General features: G+C 42.5%; 20 protein-coding genes and 1 tRNA gene. 12 read left to right on the top strand and 9 right to left on the bottom strand.

The window, feature by feature from the left end; genetic code table 11:
• The first annotated feature begins 255 nt into the window (after nucleotides 1-255).
• From MAS10914_RS34045 to MAS10914_RS0109990, 4 genes are all read left to right on the top strand, one after another.
• Nucleotides 256-405: a hypothetical protein gene (locus MAS10914_RS34045; protein ID WP_156818124.1), complete on the top strand. Its 150-nt coding sequence runs from the start codon at nucleotides 256-258 to the stop codon at nucleotides 403-405.
• A 165-nt stretch (nucleotides 406-570) separates the two neighbouring features.
• Nucleotides 571-1833, top strand: a complete 1263-nt coding sequence (locus MAS10914_RS0109980; protein WP_017315789.1) for an aminoglycoside phosphotransferase family protein — start codon at nucleotides 571-573, stop codon at nucleotides 1831-1833.
• An 86-nt stretch (nucleotides 1834-1919) separates the two neighbouring features.
• Complete coding sequence (locus tag MAS10914_RS0109985; protein ID WP_017315790.1) at nucleotides 1920-3005, top strand: T3SS effector HopA1 family protein; 1086 nt, start codon at nucleotides 1920-1922, stop codon at nucleotides 3003-3005.
• Nucleotides 3006-3089: 84 nt separating this feature from the next.
• The gene (locus MAS10914_RS0109990; protein WP_017315791.1) at nucleotides 3090-3536 is read left to right on the top strand and encodes an acyl-CoA thioesterase; all 447 of its coding nucleotides are present in this window, start codon (nucleotides 3090-3092) and stop codon (nucleotides 3534-3536) included.
• Nucleotides 3537-3873: 337 nt separating this feature from the next.
• On the opposite strand, the gene MAS10914_RS0109995 is transcribed toward MAS10914_RS0109990, so the two are convergent.
• From MAS10914_RS0109995 to menA, 3 genes are read right to left on the bottom strand one after another with little or no spacing between them, the layout of a single operon-like run.
• The gene (locus tag MAS10914_RS0109995) at nucleotides 3874-5316 is read right to left on the bottom strand and encodes a 2-succinylbenzoate--CoA ligase (protein ID WP_017315792.1); all 1443 of its coding nucleotides are present in this window, start codon (nucleotides 5314-5316) and stop codon (nucleotides 3874-3876) included.
• The gene (locus tag MAS10914_RS0110000) at nucleotides 5301-6320 is read right to left on the bottom strand and encodes an o-succinylbenzoate synthase (protein WP_017315793.1); all 1020 of its coding nucleotides are present in this window, start codon (nucleotides 6318-6320) and stop codon (nucleotides 5301-5303) included. Before MAS10914_RS0110000 ends, MAS10914_RS0109995 begins: the two co-directional genes overlap by 16 nt.
• Complete coding sequence (gene menA / locus MAS10914_RS0110005) at nucleotides 6320-7225, bottom strand: 2-carboxy-1,4-naphthoquinone phytyltransferase (RefSeq protein ID WP_026082454.1); 906 nt, start codon at nucleotides 7223-7225, stop codon at nucleotides 6320-6322. The genes MAS10914_RS0110000 and menA overlap by 1 nt, the downstream gene beginning before the upstream one ends.
• Nucleotides 7226-7553: 328 nt before the next feature.
• On the opposite strand from menA, the gene MAS10914_RS0110010 reads away from it, so the two are divergent.
• Complete coding sequence (locus tag MAS10914_RS0110010; protein WP_017315796.1) at nucleotides 7554-8969, top strand: isochorismate synthase; 1416 nt, start codon at nucleotides 7554-7556, stop codon at nucleotides 8967-8969.
• On the opposite strand, the gene MAS10914_RS0110015 is transcribed toward MAS10914_RS0110010, so the two are convergent.
• From MAS10914_RS0110015 to MAS10914_RS0110030, 4 genes are all read right to left on the bottom strand, one after another.
• Nucleotides 8961-11309 carry a PAS domain-containing hybrid sensor histidine kinase/response regulator gene (locus MAS10914_RS0110015; protein ID WP_017315797.1) on the bottom strand — a complete coding sequence of 783 codons (2349 nt, stop codon included), beginning with the start codon at nucleotides 11307-11309 and terminating at the stop codon, nucleotides 8961-8963. The genes MAS10914_RS0110010 and MAS10914_RS0110015 overlap by 9 nt on opposite strands.
• A gap of 658 nt (nucleotides 11310-11967) precedes the next feature.
• Nucleotides 11968-13275, bottom strand: a complete 1308-nt coding sequence (locus MAS10914_RS0110020; RefSeq protein ID WP_017315798.1) for a glutamate-5-semialdehyde dehydrogenase — start codon at nucleotides 13273-13275, stop codon at nucleotides 11968-11970.
• Nucleotides 13276-13358: 83 nt separating this feature from the next.
• Nucleotides 13359-14189 (bottom strand): nucleoside triphosphate pyrophosphohydrolase, encoded by an 831-nt coding sequence (mazG, locus tag MAS10914_RS0110025; protein ID WP_017315799.1) that lies wholly within the window; start codon nucleotides 14187-14189, stop codon nucleotides 13359-13361.
• Nucleotides 14190-14412: 223 nt separating this feature from the next.
• A complete protein-coding gene (locus MAS10914_RS0110030) occupies nucleotides 14413-15027 on the bottom strand; it encodes a metal-binding protein (RefSeq protein WP_017315800.1) in 615 nt (204 codons plus the stop codon).
• A gap of 177 nt (nucleotides 15028-15204) precedes the next feature.
• Here MAS10914_RS0110030 and MAS10914_RS0110035 point away from each other — a divergent pair.
• The 4 genes from MAS10914_RS0110035 (at nucleotide 15205) to MAS10914_RS29910 (ending at nucleotide 19952) form a co-directional block, all read left to right on the top strand.
• A tRNA-Val gene (locus tag MAS10914_RS0110035) sits at nucleotides 15205-15277 on the top strand.
• A 467-nt stretch (nucleotides 15278-15744) separates the two neighbouring features.
• On the top strand, nucleotides 15745-16569 hold the full coding sequence (locus tag MAS10914_RS0110040; protein WP_017315801.1) for a CheR family methyltransferase: 825 nt from the start codon (nucleotides 15745-15747) through the stop codon (nucleotides 16567-16569).
• 68 nt (nucleotides 16570-16637) lie between these two features.
• Nucleotides 16638-17222 carry a chemotaxis protein CheB gene (locus MAS10914_RS0110045; protein WP_017315802.1) on the top strand — a complete coding sequence of 195 codons (585 nt, stop codon included), beginning with the start codon at nucleotides 16638-16640 and terminating at the stop codon, nucleotides 17220-17222.
• A 165-nt stretch (nucleotides 17223-17387) separates the two neighbouring features.
• The gene (locus MAS10914_RS29910; RefSeq protein WP_017315803.1) at nucleotides 17388-19952 is read left to right on the top strand and encodes a hybrid sensor histidine kinase/response regulator; all 2565 of its coding nucleotides are present in this window, start codon (nucleotides 17388-17390) and stop codon (nucleotides 19950-19952) included.
• A gap of 90 nt (nucleotides 19953-20042) precedes the next feature.
• On the opposite strand, the gene ald is transcribed toward MAS10914_RS29910, so the two are convergent.
• Nucleotides 20043-21134: an alanine dehydrogenase gene (gene ald / locus MAS10914_RS0110055; RefSeq protein ID WP_017315804.1), complete on the bottom strand. Its 1092-nt coding sequence runs from the start codon at nucleotides 21132-21134 to the stop codon at nucleotides 20043-20045.
• A gap of 382 nt (nucleotides 21135-21516) precedes the next feature.
• Here ald and MAS10914_RS34055 point away from each other — a divergent pair, with 382 nt between their 5' ends.
• The 3 genes from MAS10914_RS34055 to MAS10914_RS0110070 all read left to right on the top strand — a co-directional run bounded on the left by MAS10914_RS34055 (nucleotide 21517) and on the right by MAS10914_RS0110070 (nucleotide 23621).
• Nucleotides 21517-21687: a chlorophyll a/b-binding protein gene (locus MAS10914_RS34055; RefSeq protein ID WP_026082455.1), complete on the top strand. Its 171-nt coding sequence runs from the start codon at nucleotides 21517-21519 to the stop codon at nucleotides 21685-21687.
• Between the two features lie 300 nt (nucleotides 21688-21987).
• Nucleotides 21988-22284 carry a hypothetical protein gene (locus tag MAS10914_RS0110065; protein WP_017315806.1) on the top strand — a complete coding sequence of 99 codons (297 nt, stop codon included), beginning with the start codon at nucleotides 21988-21990 and terminating at the stop codon, nucleotides 22282-22284.
• A gap of 254 nt (nucleotides 22285-22538) precedes the next feature.
• Nucleotides 22539-23621 (top strand): WD40 repeat domain-containing protein, encoded by a 1083-nt coding sequence (locus tag MAS10914_RS0110070; RefSeq protein ID WP_017315807.1) that lies wholly within the window; start codon nucleotides 22539-22541, stop codon nucleotides 23619-23621.
• Between the two features lie 74 nt (nucleotides 23622-23695).
• Here the strand turns inward: MAS10914_RS0110070 and MAS10914_RS0110075 are convergent, their stop codons facing one another.
• A complete protein-coding gene (locus MAS10914_RS0110075) occupies nucleotides 23696-24568 on the bottom strand; it encodes an MBL fold metallo-hydrolase (RefSeq protein WP_017315808.1) in 873 nt (290 codons plus the stop codon).
• Nucleotides 24569-24677: the final 109 nt, after the last annotated feature.

Genomic DNA, 24677 nt, shown 5'->3' on the forward strand with positions numbered 1-24677 from the left:
GGTCAAGGGCACAATTATTGGCTTTTCTCAAGTCATTTTGGACTTTACAAAGATTTAGACTTAGCAACAGCGTTTCTGCAAGAATCTCAGTCACTCGTCATTCCCAACAGCCATCTTGCTGTATAACACAGTCAATTGAACTATCCCGAAATTAACTAAGATGTTATGTGCTTTAAAGTGTTACCTTAAAAAGGTCGATAGGTCTATTAATGTATATTTATCATCCAAAAGTTAGAAGCAATGGCAGGAATCAAAATGCACGCTTACAAAACTTTATTTATATACATAAGTTTGTATGAACAGAAGTTTAAAGATTTGGCTAGTGTTGAACAAAGTAGTATTGGCATTTTGGCAGGTTTGTTTCGTAAAAATCGGATATTAGTAGATTGTGCCAATCTTTCTTGATACTCTCACGCTTGTTGATATCTACTGAATTCTGCTGAAAAGTTAATCTTGAAATAAAACTATTTCATTTTATATACGATTAGCCAAGAATAAATTTCTAGGCTAACAGCCGAGATAATGAAATAGCAGATTCTCTAGGCAATTTTACGCTTTAGGAAATAATACATGGTACTTTCACTGTCTTCTCATAATGTTATCCAGTATCTGCATAAAGCAGGTCTGTGTAGCTCAGAAGAAGGCGCAAATGCTGATTCTGAATTACCACAAAGTAGCAAGAAAAATTCCAATTTACTCGTTACTCTGGCTGGAAATCGCAAGCTGCTGGTTAAACAGGAACGCAGCGTTGACAATGATGGAAACCCCCATGAATTGTTCAATGAATGGCTGTTTCACCAATTGCTTCAGCGGTTTCCAGTTTTAAAGAATATTTCTGCGCTGGGCGTAGCCCCGCCTTCGGCAATCGCATCTTTAGTAGTGCATTTTGATGAAGAAAAATCTATCCTTGTTCGGAATTACCTAAAGGAATATTTTGAACTAGCCAGCTTTTATCAAAAAAATCTGTCCTTTCCAAAGGCAATTGCAAGCGCTATTGGTATCAGTTTGGGAGCGCTACATCGTGCCACTTTTAATCGTCGGGAGTATCGTGATTTTATGGCAACTGCTCCCCAAGGACAGTTTCGCTATCAATTTCATAATCCAGCGCAAGGGATAGGGTCAATTGCACCAGAGATTTTTGGTCATGTTCCCACAGATGCACTGAAATTCTACGTTCTCTATCAACGTTATGAAAATTTGGAAGCAGCAATTGCGGAATTGGCGTATGAGTGGAATCCTTGCTGCTTGACTCACAATGACTTGAAATTGGAAAACATTTTAGTGCATTCCAGGTGGGATCAGTTAGACAATTGTCTTATAAGACTCATTGATTGGGAAGCTTGTGGTTGGGGAGATCCTGCATATGATTTGGGAACCTTAGTGGCAAGCTACTTGAAAATTTGGTTAGAAAGTCTAGTGGTAGATCCCACTATCGAGTTAGAAGAATCTCTGCTTCTGGCAGCAGTACCTTTAGAAGTTCTCCAACCTTCAATAATAGCCCTAACTCTAGGTTATCTTGATAGTTTCCCAATGATTCTTGAGTACCGTTGTGACTTTGTTCAACGAGTTATCCAGTTTGCAGGTTTAGTTCTGATTCATCAAATTGAGGAAAAGATGAAGCATCAGAAATACTTTGATAATTCAAGTATTTATATGCTCCAAGTTGCCAAAAGTTTACTCACCAGACCGCAAGAGTCTGTGCTGACTGTTTTCGGTATTGCAGAGTCAGAAATCATAAAACCTTTTGCAAAATTAGGTCAATTCTATAACCCTAAAAGGGAAAATAATCTACTTCGCCTTTATTACGAAAAAACTCGTCTGCGTGGTTGTTAATGCGAGAAAGCGAGGAGAATGGAGAAGTTGACTCCTCTCCCTCATCTTCCTCATCCCCCTTATCTCTCTTTTGATAAGTTGAAATAATGCTAGAGTCTTATACTAAACCACTGCTAAATTCTCTATTAGAGATTGCTGGCAATATCCAGATTGAATCCAGCTTTTGCATTCGCCATCCCAAATATCAACCCTTTGCTCTACCGAGTACGATCGCAGAACGATTTCGGCAAAATTCGCCAGCATTACAACACAAGTATCTTGCTCTACTACTGCGAAATTTTATTCACGGTATTTATTACAATGGCTCCCTACAAAACACATTGTCACTCAATGGTGATAGGATGAATGACCAGTCACATAAAAACGTGGAAAGTCATTCTATTTGGGAGATGGATTGCCAATTTTACGAGCAACTACACAATAGCAATCACGGTACAGGTTACTTTGACCCAGGTTGGCAAGTGTTGCGACGGGAACCAGATGGTAGTATTGCAGTGACCAAAGGTGGTTTGACATTGTATGTTGAGTACAATAGCAACCTAGAATCAGCAACGCAGACCGCTAAAGTAGGAGCGGTTATTGATATCTGGATGCCTAAAAATCGGCTGCAAAACGGTTTTTATGTAGCGGTTAGTAATGTCGGACAGGATTTGCAGTCTAACCCAGATGCTGTGGGTACAGGGCGAATTTACTTCAATGTCACCCCATTTGGTGCGATCGCCCTCATGGACAACTTCACACAGCAACTGAATGCTGCTGCGATTCCCTTTAATTTTCAGGTTTTACACAATCCATCTGCCTATGGACGCTACGATTCAGGAGTGCTGTCTTTTGAGTGCGAAGACTATTCAGCAGTCAGAAAAGTCCTACAGGCTGCCTATGCAGAGCATCAATCTCATTTCCACAAAGAAATCCCTTTGTTTACCAAGTTTTTAGCACCAGGGCTGAGTTTAGCTGAAGAACCAAGCCAAAAATTTGCGGCGCAGGAAAGTTTCGGAATCAACCGCTGCCAAATTGTGGCTAATGCTTTGTTGGAAGTTTGGCAACAAGGTAACGATTCAACTGAGGAACGCATAAGGGCAATTCAACTACATTTTGCTCGGTTCGGTATTGATTTACAGCGTCCCTACCTCAATCCTAGCTCTGAAGATATTTACTACCCATTAAACTGAATAAATAGAGATGGTTGCGGTAAAATTATTTACTATAGCAGGCTAAAAGCCTACTATATATTTTTGAATATTGAATTTTTAAATATGCCCTTTACTTATAACCGCACCGTTCGCTTTCAAGATACTGATGCTGCTGGGGTTGTTTACTTTGCCAATATTTTGGCTATTTGCCATGAGGCTTATGAAGAATCTCTAATTGCGTCTGGCATTAATCTCAAAGATTTTTTTACCAATCCATCTGTTGCTTTTCCCATTGTTCATACTAGCGTGGATTTTTTTCGTCCTCTGCATTGTGGAGATAATTCCGTGATTAGATTAATGCCCCAACAGCTAAACATTGATAAGTTTGAAGTGGCTTATGAGGTGATAGTTGGTGAGGTGATGGCTGCTCAGGCAGTGACTAGGCACGTTTGTATTGAGACAAATAGCAGAACTAAAACAGAGTTGCCAGAAGACATGAAGGAATGGCTAGAAAGGAACCGTAGAGGCGCAGAGAGCGCAGAGAGAAGAAAGTCAAGAGAGGTTCTTTAAAAAGTTGTTTGAATTTTGAATTGTAATTCATTTGAATGAAGTACAGATTTATCTGTGTGTATCTGTGTGCATCTGTGGTTCATTATTTCTTTGTGTACCTTACCCAATTGCAAACCGCTGTAATTTGTGTAGTAGCGTCCCTCCTGCGGAGGAGCTAACGCGCTCCGTGTAGCGTGCGCCTTAGCGCATATTACATGCGCCAAAACTTTTCAGACATCCTCTAATCAGTAAGGCTAGCGGTCTATCGCATTTATTTTAAAGGCTTCGTAGTGAGCGCAAGAGCGCTCAAAGAATCTAGGACTAAAGTCCTTACTACGAAGTTGTTCAACCATCATAATTAATGCGATAAACCACTAGTTTGAAGAAATTTTGTAGCTATTTTCTCTAGCTGTTGGCGATTGATTTTACCTTGAGAGTTGCGAGGTAAGTTTTGTAGTGGAATCCAGTATTTGGGAATTTTAAATTTACATAGTTTCTCTTTAAGTAAAGTTTTGATTTTTAAGGCAGAGGTATTTGGGTTTTTGGGAATATAAATTGCTGTGACTGCTTGTCCCCAAAGTTTATCTGCTATGCCAATAACACAAACATCTGCTACCATTTCTGTTGCTCTAATGGTTGATTCAATTTCTATTGGATAAACATTTTCACCACCTGTAATGATTTTGTCGCTGTTACGTCCAACGATATGTAAATAACCTTGGGTATCTAAAAAACCCAAATCATCGACTTGTAAATATTCCTGATTCTCCCAAATCTTAGGATAGTAACCTAGGGCTAGAGATTGAGAATAAATTGTGATATTTCCTATTTGATTTGAATTCAATTCCTCGCCTTGCTCGTTACAAATTTTTATATGAGCATGAGGGAGAATTTGAGTACAGCTATCTTTACCATTAAGAAAATCATCGGGTTTGAGGGTGGCAATTTGGGAAGCAGTTTCTGTCATGCCATATGTAGGAGCTAACCGGATGTTGTAATATCTTGCTTTTTCCAAAAGTTCATCCCAAGCTGGCGCACCTCCTAAGAGTACGGTTTGAAATCGAGATAGCCACTCAGTTAATTTTGGGTTTTGTAGAAGACGCTGTAACTGCGTTGGTACTAAAGAAATAAAAAAATCTGAGGTTTCAATATTATCTATTTGACCAGCTTCTAATTCTTTAAATGGCTGAATAACTAGTTTACCACCAGTGGTGAAGGAGCGCAGAAACTGCATTAAACCGCTGACATGGTAGAGCGGTAAAACGCAGAAGGAATTAATTTGATTTCGCAGAAAATGTTCTGTAAATCCTCGCGCAGATGCCATTAGAGTTTCCCAAGTATGAATGGCAAACTTCATCTTTCCCGATGAACCACCAGTGGGAATCATGATAAGTGCTGAGTGGAGAGATGGGAAAGTGGGGGAATATAGGGAAGCTTTTTCTCCCCCGACTTCCTCCACTCCCCCTACTCCCCAATTCTTAGTCCCTAGTCCCCAAATTAAATCTGGTTTGACTAAATCAAAAACCTGTTGCCATTCTTGTTTTCTCCAATCGGGGTTACAAAGAAAAACTGGACAACGAGCTGCACAAGCGGCGATAAAACCTGCTAAAAACCGCACTGGTTCGCGTTCAGCTAGGATGATTCTTAGTGGTGTGCCCCGATAATATGAAAACTGCGTTAATTCTAAATACAGTTGTTTGGTTAACTGGGTAAATAAATGGCTATCATCACAAATTAGCCAGTCATTAGGCAGAGACTGATAAAATCCCAGTTTTACAAAATTTTCTAAAGTTTTTTCCATAAATCTTCTGGCAAAATTTCTTCTTGGGCAAACCAATGGTTGACACCAAAACCTACTGCTCTGTTGCGCTGAGATAATTGAGCTGCGAGCTCAAGTGCAGCTTGTCTACCAATGGCGGTTTCAAACACAGATGAAAACACAGCATCAATTTCATGCTGTTGAAAAAACTGACGCAGACGAGATGGTGAACCAACTATCCCAGGCTTAATCACAAAAATTTCTCGCCAACCTTGTTTGAAGCAGCTTGTCAGTTGGTTAAGTGTGGCGACAGACTCATCTAGGGCGATCGCAGTTTCATAACAATAACTCAACTCCAACATCGCCTCAAATTCATCCACAGACAAAGGCTGTTCAATAAATTCAATTTCTATGGGTAATTCATGATCTGCCTTGATATTGTCGCAAGTCCGCAGCCATAAGTTAGCTTCTTCATAACTGAGTCCACCATTGGCATCTAATCGCAGTTTTGCTGAGGCTGGTATTTGAGTAAGTAATTCAAAAATTTCTAATTCTTTGGCAATGGGATAGACACCAATTTTCCATTTAAACGTGCGGTATCCCTCCTTCCACAGCTTCTGCCATACCTCTAGCGCCGCTTCCCCAGCAGGCAATAAGCCGCTGTAGGTGAGGGAAAAAGGAGTAGTGGTTGGGGGAGAAATTTCTTCCTCCACTCCCCTTACTTCCGCCACTCCCCCAACTCCTCTTCTCCCCACTCCCCAAGCCGCTGACTCAAACCCAAATTGACACGCGGGTAACTCGTCAGAAATAGAGAAAATCGTCTCTTCTGTAATCTCCTCTGGAAGCTCGTGGCAAAATTGTAGGGCTTGTTCTAGAGTTTCGGAACCAAACCAGCTGATGGGTGCAATTTCTCCCCAGCCGATTTTTCCTGTTTCATCAGTGAGACACAGGATAATGCCTTCGCGAACATCCCAGATACCATGACTTGTGATGAGTGCTTTCACAAATCTCTGCTGATAGGGGCGAAACTGAAATCGATATCGCATCAAAAGCCTGCGAGCAAAAATCCCACACCCAACAGCAAGCAACTCCAAAAATGCACTGATACGGCAATGAATTTACAGTTACTCACTTTTTCCGGCTGGTTGTGATTTTGCTGGACATGAGTGCATAATTTTCGGGCATTGGGTAAACTCGCAAAACTGAGTAAAGTCCATGCGGGGAAAACTCCACAAAGTACAAACAGCAAGGTTAGGGCATAAATGCTACCAGTAAGCCAAGATAAAAGTTGGGCTGCTTTTTGTGTTCCTATCCTGACAATGGGGGAGCGTTTTCCTGCTGCTATGTCATCCTCAACCTGGTGAAAATGCGAACAAAACAAAATTAAACTTGTCGCAATTCCGACAATGATCGAGGCAGCAAAACTCCTTATTGACCAGCTAGCAGTTTGACTGTAATATGCTGCTGCTATAGCCAAGGGACCAAAAGCAAAAAAGCAAATGATTTCCCCTAAACCCTGGTATCCTAAGCGAAAGGGGGGTCCTTGGTAAATGTAGCCCAAAGCACAACAAAGCAGAATTATTCCGATGACGGTTAGGTCTTGTTGCCACCAAGCTATTGCTCCTATTCCCAGCAAACCCAGACTTAAAAATAAAATTCCTAACCAAAATATCAATAGCTTATTACCTGTTAAATTCACCAAAGAATGGTGTTTATTTTTATCAATCCCTGTTTCTGAATCAAAGACATCATTACTGAGATTCTCCCAAGCTAAAATCAAAATTGCAGCGCCCAAGAAAGTAGAAAAAACTGCTCCATGAAATGTTTTAGTTTCCGCAAAAGCGACAGCCGTTCCTACCCAGATGGGCATAATAGCAACGCTGTACATTGGCGGTTTTATTGCCGCCATCCATAACTTAGTGTTGGGATAAGAAATCAGCTTTGTAGTCATCATTCGTGATTAATGAAACTGCCAGAACTTTTTGCAAGATTTCATGGTTTGGAAATACACCAGATCCAGTCAACATAGTCAAAAAGCCACTTTTTCTGTAAGAGCGAAGCATTAATCAGGTTCCTGAACGCTGTCACCTGGCTATTGTCTCTCACTCTTAAATGACAGCACAAACTCAGCACTGCAATCAGGCTTTTGCCAAACCACAATCTAGCAGAGCCACTATGCTGGTTAAAAGGCGACTGTTTTGTGTTACCTGTAGAAATACGACCACGATTTATCACTCTTTTGGAAGTTAACTTCAAAAAAATTTACTCTTTCTAGATCCATGACAGTTTCTCCATGTAACGCTGACTTTTTTGTATATAATAAGGAACTATGCCGCTTTCTTTTAGCTGTTCAGCAAAATTGCATAAGGAATAATGTCACGCAAATTGCTAGTCTTTCGCTGGAGATTGACTGGGTTGACCCCCTCGTTGTCCTTGATAAACTGGCACAATCAAATAAAATTAATTTCTATTGCGAGAATAAGGGGAAAAAGGAAGCGCTTGCTGCTGTTGATGCTGTCGCCAAATTAGAGATTGCAGGGAAAGACCGTTTCGCTAAATCAGAAGAGTTTATCAAAGAGTGTGTTCAAAATATAATTTCCTTTTCTAGGACAAACCAAGCTTTTTCTGGGACTCAATTTTTATGTAGTTTTAGTTTTTTTGATAAAAATACCCAAGCAGACTATCCATTTCCAGCAGCTACCATTTTTCTTCCACGTTGGCAAGTGGCTGTTAAAGATGAGCGTTGCGTATTAGTTTTAAATACAATTATCAATGCTGACGTAAATATTGAAAGAATATTACAAATTTTCTGGCACAAAATCGAAATTATCAATTCTCTAGGATATGACTCGCCAACTCTTGATTATTCTTTGCCTAGATTCAGCAAAAAATCTGTGGCGAATCCTCAAAAGTTTAAGAGTTCAGTCTTGTCAGCGTTGGAGAAAATTCATTCTCATCATTTAAATAAAATTGTTTTAGCCGATGTACTTGATGTTAGGTCAAATGCTCATTTTAACTTAATTCAATCCTTAAATAATTTGCGACAATTGCATCCTAATTGTTATGTGTTTTCTCTAGGAAACGGTAAGGGACAGAATTTTATTGGGGCAAGTCCGGAACGCTTAATTAGTATTCAACAACAACAGTTAATGACTGATGCTTTAGCTGGTTCTGCACCACGGGGCAAAACACCTGCTGAAGATGCTGCTAATGCCAGTCGTTTGCTCAATAGCGAGAAAGAAAGGCACGAACATTCGTTGGTGATTGATTTCATCACTCAACGTCTGTCTCAACTGGGTTTATTACCTCAAGTTTTAGCACCCCGCTTGCGGCAATTATCTAATATTCAGCACTTGTGGACACCTATTAGGGCGGTCGTTCCTGCTAACGTACATCCTTTAAAGATAGTCGCTCAACTACATCCTACGCCAGCAGTTGCTGGTGCTTCCCAAGAAGTTGCTTGTCGCGAAATTCGTCGTTACGAAAGCTTTGAAAGAGGTTTATACGCTGCGCCGCTTGGATGGGTAGACTTGGAGGGAAACTGTGAGTTTATTGTGGGAATTCGTTCAGCACTTATAGATGGCGATCGCGCCAGACTTTACGCAGGTGCTGGTATCGTTGCTGGTTCCGATCCCGACAAAGAACTTGCAGAAGTTCAACTCAAACTGCAAGCGTTGCTAAAAGCATTAGTTTAGAATTCTGTGTAATGCGTGTAACAATTGCGTAAGTGTGTAAGGCTTTGGCAAAAATGTTTCGACGCCGAGGCTCTGCGTCAATTGCTTACTGTCTGAAAGTCCACTGGCAGCCATAATCTTAACAGATGGATTCATTTTTAGCAAAGCACGGATGGTGATTAAACCATCCATAACTGGCATCATCATATCCACAAACACGACTCTAATTTCTTGGCGATTTTGAGCGTACGATGCAATTGCCTCAATACCATCACCAGCAGTCAACACCTTATAGTTATAGCTTTCCAGCGTGATTTTGGTAATCTCTCGAATTTCAGCCTCATCATCTACGACCAAAATCAATTCTCCATTTCCTGTAGGCAATTCCAAAGATTCTGCTGGCGGTGGTTGGTTCTCTAAGACTGCTTTTAAGAAGACCTGAAATTGTGTTCCTTGACCAACGGTGCTAGAAACACTGATAAAACCGTTATGGCTTTTCATAATGCCAAGCACTGTTGAAAGACCAAGTCCTGTCCCTTTTCCAACTTCTTTGGTTGTAAAAAAAGGCTCAAAAATTCTATCCAATACTTCAGGAGACATACCAATTCCAGTATCCTTGACGGTGATCACAATGTGGGGTCCAACAGACGCATCAAGATTCATCCGAGCATAGTTTTCGTCAATCAAGAAATTTTCGCCAGAAATACTCAAAACACCGCCGTTTGGCATCGCATCGCGAGCGTTAATGACCAAATTCATCAGCACCTGATGCAGTTGTGTAGCATCTCCAGAAACAGTCCAAAGATTTGGTGCAATATCAGTGCAAAATTCGATAGATTTGGGAAATGTCTGTTTGGCAAACTGCTCAATTTCCAATATCAAGTGCCGCAGTTGCAAAATCGTGCGCCTACCTTCGACACCGCGCGCAAACGATAGCACTTGCTTAACCAAAGCCGCACCACGTTGAGCGTTTGTTTCTAATGTCGCAAGGAGCTGCTGATTGCGCTCATCAGAAATTCTCATCCGCAAAAGTTGAGCGGACATGAGCATGGGAGCCAATATATTATTGAGGTCGTGGGCAATGCCACTAGCAAGCGTACCAAGGCTTTCCAGTCGTTGAGCGCGAAGAAACTGTGCCTGAAGTTGTTTCTTTTGTGTGATGTCAGTGTTGACAGTGAGGATTGATTTTGGGTTCCCATGTTCATCACGTACCAGTGTCCAGCGAGTTTCAACAATGACTTGCTTGCCATCTTTTCGGATCTGGCTCAACTCACCATACCAATCGCCTACCAGGTTAACTTGATACAAAGCCTCTTTCAGTTGTGATGAACTTTTTTTATACAAAAGCTCGTTAGCGTTTTTACCCAAAGCATCTTTTACTTTCCAACCGTAAAGACGTTCAGCGCTTCTGTTCCAGAAGACAATTTTATTTTCTAAATCTCTGACCACAATGGCATCTGTAGCGACATCAAGCCAAGCCGCTTGTTCACGGATTTTGTGTTCCGCTCGTATGCGCTCGGTAACGTCCATGGCGACACCGACCATACGCACTGGTCTACCAGTTTGGTCATAGTAAACTTGCCCTTTATTTCCTATCCAATGCAAGGCACCATCAGGTGATACCAATCGAAATTCAACTTCATAATCTGTTCTATTTTCAATAGCATCCCTTATAGCAGCAGTCACGCGATCGCGGTCTTCAAAATGAACAGCATTCAGAAAAGTTTCAAAGCTATGCTCATGGGACCCTAAGGGAAGACCACAAAGTGGTTCCATTGGGTTATAATCCACAACATTATTGGTCACGATGTTCCAGTCCCAAGTCACCATGCGAGCTGCTTCTAGGGTTAATCTCAGTCGCGCTTCGCTGTCTTGCAGTGCTTCGAGCATCTGCTTTTGCTCTGTGATATCAATGCTGGAACCAATGTAACCAGCAAAACTTCCGTCTGAATGAAACCTTGGGGTGCCTGTATCTAATACCCAACGATACTTACCATCAAAACGCCTGAGGCGGTATTCCTGTGTGAAACTTCGGCGAGCATCAAAGGCAGTCGTATAGATATCTAAGCAAACCTGTAAATCCTCGGGATGGATAAGTTCTACCCAAGCGTCACCTAGTTCTTGTTCCAGTGTGCATCCAGTAAATTCCAACCACCTCTTATTGAAATAATTACAAAGCTTGTCACTACCAGCCATCCATATCATCACTGGGGCTGTATCTGCCATTGTGCGAAATCGTTCTTCACTTTCTTGTTCTGCCAGTTGCTGTTGAGAAACCAATTTTTCCAACTGAGAAAATCTTTGGCGCAGTGTAGCTAACTCTTCAATTAACTGTTCTTTTGTCTTGTTCTCATCTTTCATCGCCCTGATTTCTAAGCACAAATTCTGCTTAAAGTAAAAGATAATAAGGTTTGTTAAAATGTTTTATGCTTTGCCAGTGTTAACTACTGTCAAACGTTTTGCAGTATACTTTAAAAGGCAGAGACAACCCTACAGATGAAAGCAATTTTAGCCAACATCCAATGGCACGATATTTCAAGGCTCTTTTTCAATAAATATTGAGCCTTTTTAGCAAAAGTTAGTAAATTTTTACCGCATCAGTCAAATTATAGCAGCATTGTACCTAGCCACTTCAAGTTTAGTGAATTCATGATATAACACAAGTAAAAGTACTGCTACTGTTCCAACTTATCTTGACTATTATTCTTTTTAAGAAATCAAATTAACTTCACTTTTGCTCATTAAATATTCTATTTTTTTGACTAAAAAATTACAAATTTCATCTAATGGCAAATCATTTTGCTGTGGGAGAGACAACCCGTAATAGTGGATTATGGCTCACAAATTCAAATCCACTAAACAACACGATACGAGGTAAAATAATAAGAAAAACTGAGCCTTTCAATTGTAAGGCGACTTGAAACCTATTTACTTTTTCAACACTTATCCGGTATTCACCAATCAACCTAAGACAAAACACTCATAAAATAAAGCATTTTAGTGTCTTGTCATTGCTGAGTCATTCCAAATCCTGGTGAGTAAAAGATTTGGCTTCTGCACCTGTGTAAGTAGCCACAATGTGACCATTGCCAGTCATTTGATATTTGTATGTTACCAAACCTTCTAAACCAACCGGACCACGAGGCGGCATTTGTTGAGTGCTAATTCCAACTTCTGCACCAAAACCATAGCGGAAGCCATCAGCAAATCGGGTAGAACAGTTGTGGTAAACTCCAGCTGCATTCACCAGCGAGAGGAAGGTTTCAGCAGCCTCTGCATCTTCAGTGACAATGGCATCGGTGTGCTTGGAACCATAATCGTTAATATGGGCGATCGCATCCTCCAATGAATCCACAACTTTAATCGATAAAATAAAATCCGAGTACTCTGTTTCCCAATCTTTTTCTGTTGCGGCTGCAATATTTGGTAGAATTTCGCGGGTACGTTCATCCCCTCTTAATTCCACATTGAGTTGTTGCATCTCACCCACTTTTGGTAAAAATTCTCGGGCAATGTTGGCGTGAACTAGCAAAGTTTCAATCGCATTGCAAGCAGCAGGATAGTTCGTTTTGGCATCAATTGTAATGGCAATAGCTTTCTCAATATCTGCGGCTTTGTCTACATAAAGATGACAAATTCCATCAGCGTGACCTAATACAGGTATGCGAGTATTTTCCTGCACAAATCTCACAAACGAGTTAGAACCCCTAGGAATAATTAAATCTACGTACTTATCTAATTTCAATAGTTCCAGGATTTCTTCTCTTGTTGTTAACAACTGCACGACATCTGGATTAACAGCAGTTTGAGATAATCCTTGTTTAATTGCCTTGACGATCGCTTCGCAAGAAAGAGTTGCTTCTTTCCCACCTTTGAGAATAATGCCATTTCCCGACTTGATAGCAAGAGTAACTATTTGAATTGCTGCTTCAGGACGGGCTTCAAAAATAATACCCAAAACTCCCAAAGGGCAAGTGACACGCTTAAGAATTAACCCTTTATCTAGTTCACGATGAACTTGCACTTCCCCAACTGGATCAGGAAGTTTTCCTACATCTCTGACACCAGTAATGGCATCTCTTAACTTATGTTCATCTAACTGCAAACGCTTATAAAGAGGTTTAGCAATTCCCTCAGTTGTCGCCCTTTCACAATCAGCAATATTTGCTTGCAAAATTTCATCTTTTGCAGCTTCTAAAGCTTGGGCGATCGCTTCTATAGCCTGATTTTTCGCATCAGTTGAGAGAACTGCCAGCTTGAGTGCAGCCAGTCGAGTTTTTTTAGCAACTGCAATTAAGTTAGATGAATTCTCACCAGAAATAGTCATGACAGAAAATCACATCAATCTATGCCTTTCCCCAATCCTATCGTTATTAGTTACTCGTCATTAGTTTTCTTCCCCTACTCCCCCTACTCCTCTTGTGCAAGTCGGGCTTTAGCTTGTTGCCACAGAGTTTCTAATTCCTCTAAAGTGTAATCAGAAAGGGGACGGTCAGCAAAAGCTTCCATTTTTTGCAAACGCTGAACAAAGCGCTGATTTGTGCCTTGCAAAGCTGCTTCCGGGTCGAGATTATACCAACGGGCAAGCTGAACAACAGAAAATAGTAAATCACCTAACTCAGCTTGTTGTCGTTCTGGTGTTTCGTGAGCTAACGCCTGCTGAAATTCCGTCAATTCCTCATTAAATTTGTCCCATACCCCATCAATATTGTCCCACTCAAATCCAGCAGCCGCCGCCTTTTGAGAAATCTTCATCGTCGCTACCAACGGGGGAAGCTTACGTACATAGCCACCTAGCTTGCGACTGAGTTTTTGACTCTCTGGCGATAGTTCTCCTTTTTCCGCAGCTTTAATTTGTTCCCAGTTTTGCCGCACTTCATCAACGCTTTGCACCGACACATCACCAAAGACATGAGGATGACGGCGAATCAGCTTTTGTGAAATGCCTTCGGCTACTTCCTTGAACGAAAATTCTCCGTATTCGCTAGCAATTTGTGATTGTAGGACAACTTGTAACAGTAAGTCACCCAGTTCTTCAGCAATAGCGTCTTTATCCCCACTCTTGATAGCGTCTACCACTTCGTAAGCTTCTTCTATCACATATGGTGTCAGCGTTTCGGGCGTTTGCGCCAAATCCCACGGACAACCCCCATCCGGGGATCGCAACTTTGCCACCACATTAATCAATTCTTCTAACGCCGCCAAAGTCTCAGCTTTCCTCTGGGTTTGATTCGTTTCCATAATTAATAAAAACTCTCCGTCCTCTGTCTTGAAAGGTTTGCTAGGTTGGGCTAACCAACGCCAGTCACCTACGGCGGGAAACCCGCCTGCAGTGCTGGCTCCTCCTCACAACTTTTCGCTACGTCCTCTGCGGTTCAAAATCTTACTCTGTTGTGGTGGACAGCATACCCACCTCACAATACATTTATGATTCTTGTGGGGTAGGCTTCTAGCTCGCCCTATTTTATGACTTTGCGCGGCTATTTCTTGCTTTTACTTTACCCCTACTACTACCGCGATTTGTCACTTTACGTTTCTTCATTTTCGCACGTGGCGGCAGCAATCCGCGAACTCCCTGCTTTTGGAAACGCTTGTATGCTGAACCGCCCCAGTCGCTGAGAGAATGGCTCATAGCACCAAGTTCCAACCCTAAAAATAGGACGAGAAACTCCGTACTGTAGAGATTGAGCGTGTGTGTAACAGTTGCGCCTACAGTCTGCCAATTTAACTGAAAATTCCACAGCTTTTGAACAACGAACAAAGTGAAAATTCCTACGATCGCTATGAAGCTGCCCAGATAAAATACACGTAGTGTCGTGCCGATGATTGGTCCGTGAGATAAAAAAGAACGATGGCGCAGGCTTTTTTGATAAGGTAGCCAAATAAAGCGCAAGAAACCCCACCGTTGGTAGTGGCGGGAGTAAATATCCAAGTCAGGACCGAACATCAGCCCTCCCAACAGAAACCCACCGGCAACTAACAAAGTTAAGTTACCGCTGTTGGTTTGCCAGAAAGTGACGCCAGTCACGAACGGCAAAGCCCATAAAGTAATGCGATCGTGAGTCCGACCAGAGGGCATAAGCAATTCAAAATTCACTCATTCAAAATTTTCCCAGCCATTGCTAGTCAATAGGCAGTCAATTCAATACACAGGACAGCATAGAAGGGATTGGGCATCGGGCAGAAAAAATTTTCTCAAAAATACTATCGCGTTCTGAGAATTTATGTGCTAACATAAGTTCTTGTGTACAAGACCGGGCGGTTAGCTCAGTTGGTAGAGCGCCTGCCTTACAAGCAGGATGTCACAGGTTCGAGTCCTGTACTGCCCATTTTAGATTGTTAAGTAAAAATTTAATATTGTTGTGGCACTGATATTACAGAGCATTTTCAATCATTCTGTATTGATGAATTCAGTGTTCAAAAGGTCTCCAATGATTCTAAACCAATAGATTATTTGTCTGTAGGTTCAGTTGGGTGATGATTGTCATTGCGTCTTGTGTGAACCGCTTTGACCTTCCCAATTAATTCTGATAGTACGTTTTTGCAGTGAGAAGCATGGGGCGCGCGCTCCAATCTTCTCACTGTTCGGGCTTTATTATGGGAAGGGCGTTTCGCCTGTCCTTAATTATGGTTGGCAAAATACCCGCCCCACAAGAGCTATATTGAATACAAATGAAAACCACTATAAATGTTGCGCCAGCCCATGACCCCACCCACAAGCCTATACTCTGTTAACAAGATAGGGACTGGGGGAACGGTTGAGCTTGTTGGGCAGCTACCATAATTAGATATCTATATGCAAAGGGAGCAGCTCGAAGATATTGAAATTCAATTGCTATTAGAAGGGATATATCGTTACTACGGGTTTGATTTTAGAAATTATGCTTTGGCTTCACTCAAACGGCGCATTTGGAACATAATTCAAGCTGAAGGCTTAACCAGTGTTTCAGGACTGCAAGAAAAAGTTCTCCATAACCCCGAATGTATGGAGAGATTTTTGTATGCTCTCTCGGTTAACGTAACGAGTATGTTTCGTGACCCTAGCTTTTTTCTAACATTTAGAAAAAAAGTGGTGCCACTCTTACGAACTTATCCTTTTATTCGTATTTGGCACGCTGGATGTTCCACTGGTGAGGAAGTTTATTCTATGGCAATTTTACTACATGAAGAGGGGCTTTATCACCGTTGCCGATTGTACGCTACTGATATCAACGACATGGTATTACGAAAAGCTAAAGCTGGAATTTTTCCACTTGAATTGATGAAAGGTTATACTCATAACTATTTACAAGCAGGTGGAAAAAAATCTTTTTCAGAGTATTATACAGCAGCATACAATAATGCTATATTTTCTTCATATCTTAAAGAAAATATGGTTTTCTCACAGCATAATTTGGCTACAGATAATTCCTTTAATGAATTTAATATTATTTTTTGTCGCAATGTCTTAATTTACTTTAATCAATCGTTACAAGTAAGGGTTCATAATCTTTTTTATGAAAGCTTTGTTAAGTTTGGAATTTTAGGTTTGGGACGTCAGGAAACGCTCAAGTTCACTCCGCATGAGAAAGACTATGAGGAGTTAGAAAGTGGGGAAAAACTTTACCGGAGAATTTGGTAAAATGATGAATTATGAATGCTGAATGCTGAAATGAACAATTATAAAGTTTTATAATCTCTAGTATTAGAATGACTTGTCAACTCATTGTTGTCGGTGCCTCCTTAGGAGGGTTACACGCCCTTGAAGTCTTGCTGGGTGGATTACCAACAAACTTCCCAGTACCTATAGCAATTGTCCAACATCGTCACAAAACTTCGGACAATAAATTGAGAGTCATATTGCAGCAGCATACTGGTTTGGTTGTTATGGAGCCTCAAGATAAAGAAGAAATCGTGCCTGGTTACATCTATGTAGCTCCAGCAGATTATCATTTGATGGTAGAAGCCAAAAGTGACACGGTTCCTTATCCTTACTTTTCCTTGTCTATTGATGCTCCTGTGACTTATTCGCGACCGTCAATAGATGTGCTATTTGAAACCGCAGCGGATGCTTATGCAGAAAAATTGCTTGGTGTACTCTTGACAGGAGCGAATCAGGATGGTACTGAAGGAATGAAAAAAATCAAGGTACGCGGCGGCAAAACTGTGGTAGAGGAACCTTCAACAGCAGTATGTCCGACAATGCCTCAAGCGGCAATAGCAGCTGGTGTCGTTGATAAAGTTCTACCTTTGGTAGAAATTGCCCCTTTCTTACTGAAAATTTGTACTTTTTGAGAGAATTCTTGTCTAATTCTTCATAGAAAGAAGCTCTAAAATATCACTATTAACAACAGAGAAATTTCTAACTTAAGATAGTGGGAATAGAATAAGCGCAAGCGTCACAGTCTATAGAAAGACGTGAAAACGCCTTAATATCTTTCTTAAAGCATACAGATAAAAATGTCATTTGAACCGAAAGTAAACGTCCTGTTGGTAGATGACCATCCAGAAAATTTATTAGCCCTAGAGGCAATTTTAGAAAGCCTGGGTCAAAATTTGGTGAGGGCGACATCCGGTGCGGAAGCCCTGCGATGTTTGCTCAATCAGGATTTTGCGGTCATTCTGCTGGATGTGCAGATGCCAGATATGGATGGGTTCGAGACAGCAACACTCATTCGACAGCGAGAGCGATCGCGTTATACGCCAATTATTTTTCTCACAGCCTATAGCACCAGCGACAAGATGGTGTATAAAGGTTATTCCCTTGGGGCTGTGGACTACCTCTTCAAGCCCATAGAGCCAGAAATTTTAAAATCCAAGGTAGCGGCATTTGTTGATCTGTTCCAGAAAACGAATGAGGTCAAGCGACAAGCGGCACAACTAGCAGCAATGAATGGCGAACTAAGAAAGCGTGAAGAGATGTTTCGCTCTTTAAGTGCTTGCTCGCCAGTAGGAATTTTTCTAACAGATACATTAGGTCGATGTACATATATTAACCCACGCTATCAAGCAATCTACGGTATGACGCTTGAGGAGAGCTTAGGCGACGGTTGGACGCGTGCAATTCATCCACAAGACCGAGAACGGATTATTGCCGACTGGTATGCCGTATCCAGTGAAGGTGAGGAATACACGGGAGAATTTCGCACACTGACCCCTGCAGGAATTGAGCGTTGGGTTCATATGTCCTCATCTCCGATGCTCTGTGATCAAGGCGAAGTCATTGGTTATGTTGGCACAATAGAAGATATTACGGAGCGCAAACAAGCAGAAGAAGAACACATCAAGTTAATCCGCGAACAAACAGCACGACAAGAGGCTGAGACAGCAAACCGCCTCAAGGACGAGTTTTTAGCAACCCTTTCCCACGAACTTCGTACACCCTTAACTTCAATACTAGGTTGGTCTAGACTGCTGCGCCAGCGAAAATTTGATGAAAAAGCCATTGCTCGCGCCTTAGAAACAATTGAACGCAACGCTTCTTTACAGGCACAACTCATTGACGATATTTTAGATGTCTCGCGGATTATACGTGGCAAGCTGCATTTGAATCTCTGTCCGGTTAACTTAACATCTGTCATTTCAACAGTTGTCAATAGCGTGCGCCCAGAAGCTGAGGCAAAAAATATTCAACTTGGGTATGTCATTGAACCCGCCGCCCAAGAGAATGGGAGGTCGGGAGATGGGGAGATGGAGAGATTGGCAGAACAAGTCACTCCATCACAGGCAGCGCCCTCTCCCTTTCTCGTTTTTGGCGATATAAACCGCTTGCAGCAAGTTGTTTGGAATTTACTAAATAATGCGCTTAAGTTCACACCCGAAGGCGGAAAGGTTGAAGTGCGGCTGTTAATCAGTCCTGAGTTCCCAGTCCTGAGTTCAGAGTCTAGCTCAAAACTCATTAGCCCACAGCAACCTCAGGAGTTAATAGGAGGAGAACTCGCCCAGGCAAAAAGTTCCTCAGTACTGCTTCAGGTAAGCGATACAGGTAGTGGCATCAGCCCAGATTTTCTTCCCCATGTTTTTGACCGTTTTCGTCAAGCTGATGGTAGCATTACCAGAAACCAAGGTGGGCTGGGACTAGGACTAGCAATTGTACGTTATCTAGTGGAAATGCATGGGGGTAGCGTTCATGCCGAAAGTCCCGGAGTAGGACAGGGAGCAACTTTTACCGTGAAGCTGCCGCTTGTAGAAACAGGGACAGCAAAAAAGGAGGGGGAGAGGGGGGGCTGGGTCGTAGGCGAAGTAGAGGGAGATAGGGAGGTGGAGGGTTTGGGGTCTTCAGGAAGGAGCCAGCACCCTTCGGGTATTTCCTATGCCTACGGCACACCTACGGCGAACGGAGAGGCTGCGCCAACGCAGTCGCCTGGGTCGGGAAACCCTCCTGCTGCGCCGCAGTTTCTACATGAGGGAAACCCTCCTCCGTTAGCGGTAGCTCCTCGCGGAGCGAGGCACTGCTCGCTGTCTCACCGTGCGGAAGTTTCCGAGCTTGAGGCGACTGGCGTTGGGGTTGGGGGGCAATGGGGTGGTGTGGAGAAAAACCTTTCCCCATCCTATGCCTGCAGCACGGCTAGGCCGAACAAAGACGCTACGGGAACACCTCATCACCTCGTCACCTCATCCCCTCATCGCTCTCCCCTTAAGGATTTGCAGGTGCTCGTCGTTGATGACGATACCGATACACGAGATTTCGTCACTACCATGTTGCAACAATTTGGGGCTACAGTGACATCTGTTGCTTCAGTACGACAAGCACTTTCAGCCATCGAAAAATCGCTACCTGATGTCCTGGTAAGTGATATTGGAATGCCAGAGGAGGACGGCTACACCTTAATTCGTGAAGTGAGAAACCTGGAACCTGAGATAGGAGGGCATATACCAGCTATTGCCTTGACAGCCTATGTCAGAGAACAAGATTGTACGCGAGCATTGGAGTCTGGCTTTCAGATGTACGTAACCAAGCCAGTAGAACCAGCTAACTTGATTAATGCAATAGCAAAAATGGCGCAACGCAACTGTCCACTTTAATAGTGTACAATTATTAGTTGTTCAATATTCACTGGTTAGCATCCATTTTGTAAGTGACATAGTCACTATTTATCGTAAACTGATAACTAACTACGCCACCAAGTCAGGAAAAACCTCTTGCACAGCCGGATGAACTAAGCGATGATCTTGTACGTTCAAACCTTTGGCTAATGCTTGGTTATTTGCCAGTGCCTTTATACCCAAATTCGCTAACTGCAATACATATGGTAGAGTGCTATTGTTCAGTGCTTGGGTGGAAGTCCAAGGGACTGCCCCTGGCATATTAGGGACACCATAATGTACCACACCCTCTTCAAGATAGACAGGATTCGTGTGGGATGTGGGGTGTAAAGTTTCCACGCAACCGCCTTGGTCAACAGCAACATCGACTATCACAGAACCAGGACGCATTTGTTTAACCAAATTGCGTGATACAAGGATGGGTGCTCTGCGTCCCGGTACTAAAACAGCACCAATGAGCAAGTCAGCGTCTTTGACTGCGGTTTCAATATGGGCGGAGTTGCTGTAAAGTAGTTCTACTCTAGAACCAAATAAGCTTTCTAGATAGGCTAGGCGCTCGACATTAACATCTATAATCTGGACAGCAGCACCCATACCCACAGCAATTTTAGCGGCTTCTGTACCCACGACACCGCCACCCAAAATCACGACTTTGCCTGGTCTGACTCCGGGAACACCGCCCAACAAAACCCCTCTACCACCTTGCTGGCGCTCTAGGAACCTTGCCCCAAATTGTACCGATAAGCGACCCGCAATAATGCTCATGGGAGTGAGCAGAGGTAATTTGTTGTTTCCTGGTTGTTCTACGGTTTCGTAGGCGATCGCCGTCACACCGCAATCAATCAGATGTTCGGTTAACTTTCTGTCTGCTGCTAAATGCAGATAGGTAAACAAAATTTGCTCCTTCTGCAAAAATTTATACTCAAGCTCGAGTGGTTCTTTGACTTTAATAACGAGTTGGCGGTTCCAAGCAGCATCTGGGGTGGTAACTATCTGAGCGCCAGCGCTTGTGTAGTCATCATCTGTAAAGCCAGCACCAAGACCTGCTTGAGTTTCTACGAAAACTGTATGACCATTTTCCTGTAAGACTCGTACACTAGAAGGACTTAACCCAACCCGAAACTCTTGATCCTTCGTTTCTTTAGGAACACCAATTTCCATTTACTGCCTCTTATGAATTTTTATGTAGCTATAGTTTGTCAGTCTCATCCCTAGTCTTTTGAATCAGAGACTACGAATTTCATAAGTCATTCTGAGTGAAAAGTCCTGAGGGCAAAGACAGTGGTGAATGCTGGCTCCTCATTGCTCAAAACTCAAGACTTTCTTTCGGGCTTAGTACTCGAAACACGGGACTACTGAACTTCCTCTTATACCACATAATGTACTTCAAAACTTTTGTTCTTGATGATTGCCAAAGTACTTCTACAATAAACAAAGAATCGTAAATAAATGTAAACAGTGGCAATCCTGCTTGAGATTTCAAGGTGTGTTGTCACTTAGATATTTAGTTAAAAGTTCATTTGCCAAAAAGAGGTTCCCAATGATGACACAACCACAGCCGAGCGTGACTCCCAAACTGGAGGAGCCAAAGTTCGGGTTTAATGAATATGCTGAACGTTTGAATGGTCGAGCTGCTATGGTTGGCTTCATGATTATGGTGGTGATTGAATACGTCACCAACCAAGGCGTGTTATCATGGCTCGGTCTTAGATAAACTTTTCTCAAGGCACAAGAGTGCTAATTGTACGATATAAATAACAAGAAGCTCGAACCAGTTGGATATCCCAGCTGGTTTTGACTTAATTAAGCCTTTGCAGGGAGTAAGGATGTACAAAAATTAAAGTCAAAAAAATAATTTTAAATTTTGAATCGTTATACACCCTCACACCCCTACACCCTCCTCTACTTAAGAAAAGTATAATGATCATAGAGGCTCTCATCAAAAGCGCCAATTGCAGGTGAGGTATTCTCAGTAAATTTACACAAAAGGTGAACAGGAACCAACCAAGCTGTGATGAATGCTGTCTTTCCTCGTTTTTTGAAGTCAATCTACCGTAAAGAACCACTCATCAGTGTATTGATTACGATGGGAGTCGTAGATGCATTAATTGGTGGATTTGATGATAGCTGGTCGTTGTTCGCTTTTGGCTTGGGAACAGCAGGGGTAACGCTAGCTTACAAGTGGTGGCGTACCCAGCAGCGCCAACCCCTACCTGAGGAGCCAGTGGTGCAACATTACCTGCCTTCCCGCTCGTCAAGTTCTGCTTTACCCATGCTGAGTGTTTCTAAGAAAAAGCCGCCATATCAGTAGTTTTTGTATCTGAGATTTGAGATGAGGCGGTTACATAGTTACTAAGAGAACCATTAGACATCTCCAGAAATTAATTGTGCGTTGTCCATAACCCTTGTAGAGACGAGCTATGGCGCGTCTCTACATTGTTTTTAGGAAATGTCTATTTATAACGCAGTCGGCTTTGCTACCTTTAGCATCAGTATCTACATTTCCGGGCGGGGCTTTCCCGCCCTAAAATTTGGTACAGGCTAGTTTGAGATATTTGAAATATCATGAATAACTCTCACAATTCCCAAATCAAAAAGGCGAACCGTCCTGATTCTCAGATGACCAGTGCCAAAAATTTTATGATGTTTATGAGCGTAGCAGGTGCTGTTGCCATTGCTCCCCTGATCCGAATACCATCTGCCATCCCTGCTCAGGCTCAAATTATACCTGTCGCCCAACCTACCACGAGCTTTGCTAATCCACAACTGATTTACACTCTAACAGAGCATTTGGGAACTATTACATCCCTTGCCTTCACTCCAGATAGCCGCACTCTTGTCAGCGGTGGCTCCCAAAACGATGGTGTCATTCGTTTGTGGGATACAACAACTGGCAAAAGGACTGGAATTATCAGCAGAGCACATAAAACAGCGGTAGAATCTATGATCATTTCGCCAGATGGTCAAACTCTTGCTAGTTGCAGTGACGACAACACCATTAACCTGTGGAACCTGAAAAACAATAAATTTACCCGCTCCTTTGTAGGTCATACGAGCAATGTGCTCTCCTTAGCAGTCACTCCAAATGGTAAAGTTCTCGTCAGCGGTGCATTAGACGGGATTCGGATGTGGGATTTGCTACAGCAGCGCCCACTTGCTACTCTAACACGCTTTGATAACCTGATTTATACACTGGCAATTAGTCCTGACGGTCAGACTCTAGCAAGTGGTGACAACATTGGTGTCATTAAACTATGGGATTTGGGGACTGGAAAATTAATCCGTACAGTTCCAGCCGCACACTCCAATACAGTCACTAAACTAGCGTTTACCCCAGATGGCAATACCTTGATTAGTGCTAGCCGCGATCGCACGATTAAACTCTGGAATGTCACCACCGGAGAATTAGTTAGCACCCTGACAGGACACAACAGTTGGGTCAATGCTATTGCTATCAACCCAAACGGACAAACTCTTGCAAGTGCTGGTAGAGATGGAATTAAGTTGTGGAATTTACCGTCAGGCGAGTTATTAAATACACTTTACGGACATACAGACTGGGTGAGCGCTATAGCCTTTAGTCCTGATGGCACAAAGCTTGCCAGTGGTGGATTTGACAGAAGAGTCAATATTTGGCAAGGATTGTAAATCCTCACGGATAAATTTTGGGTAAGGTGCGTTACACTACCTGAGCGCACCCTACAGATTTAGAATTGACTGATTTAAACAGTTTCCATCAACTCAAGACACTTGTGCATTTGCTGACGCATCGTTTCAGCATCACCATGATACCTGCGACCATGACCAGGTAGAACCCACTCAAAAGAGTAATGAGCTAGCTTATGCATGGATTTAATCTGTTCTGACCAAGAGTACCAGCAGTAATCGCGGAAAGCAATTAGTTGCTTGAGTCTCTCAGACCAAGCAAGATGGTCGCCAGTAAACAGAAATTTTTTATTGTAAAGTAGAACGGTGTGTCCTTTGCTGTGCCCAGGAACCGGGATAATTAATACATCGGGAGCAAACTCAAATGGTTCTGTCCCTGTCAGCTGAATTTCTACACTGCGAGTACCAGCAGAGATGTCATCTTTGTGGAGAATGCGATCGCACTGAAAATGTTCAGCAAACTTTTGATGATCTGCCACATCATCTCTGTGAGTCAGGTACATATAACGAATTCCCCCCATCTCTTCCAAACGCTGTATTAGTGGCGGCGTAAATCGAGGGGAATCTATCAGAATGTTACCTTCAGGTCGCTGAATAAAGTAGCTAGCAGCACCGTAGGAATTTTCCGAGTGGTAGCCGCAATGGTAGACATTATCCTCTACAGCAATAGGAAAACTCAGTTGAGCAATTTTAACATCTTGATGCTTTTCAATTGTACCAATAGAACTGGTGGGGCAAGCTAAAAGAGCTTGGAGTGCTGCCAATCTTTCCTTTTCGTTAGTTGGTTGGTGATACACCGCCGACTGTTCATCATCTTCCGTAAACACCTCTGGGGCCATCCAGCGGCAGGTATCACAATCAATGCAGGAAGTATCGACATAAAAATCGCCACTGACATTTTGCGGACGACGCAGATTTAAATGAGCCATATTAAACCTCTTTCACCCAACCTCTGACTAGGAAGGGCGACGAACCCTATATCACCACGTTAGCAAAAGCGCTATCTGACTGTTGGGGGGTGATATTTGATAGAAGGAA

It is taken from the genome of Mastigocladopsis repens PCC 10914, assembly GCF_000315565.1.
GTDB lineage: Bacteria > Cyanobacteriota > Cyanobacteriia > Cyanobacteriales > Nostocaceae > Mastigocladopsis > Mastigocladopsis repens.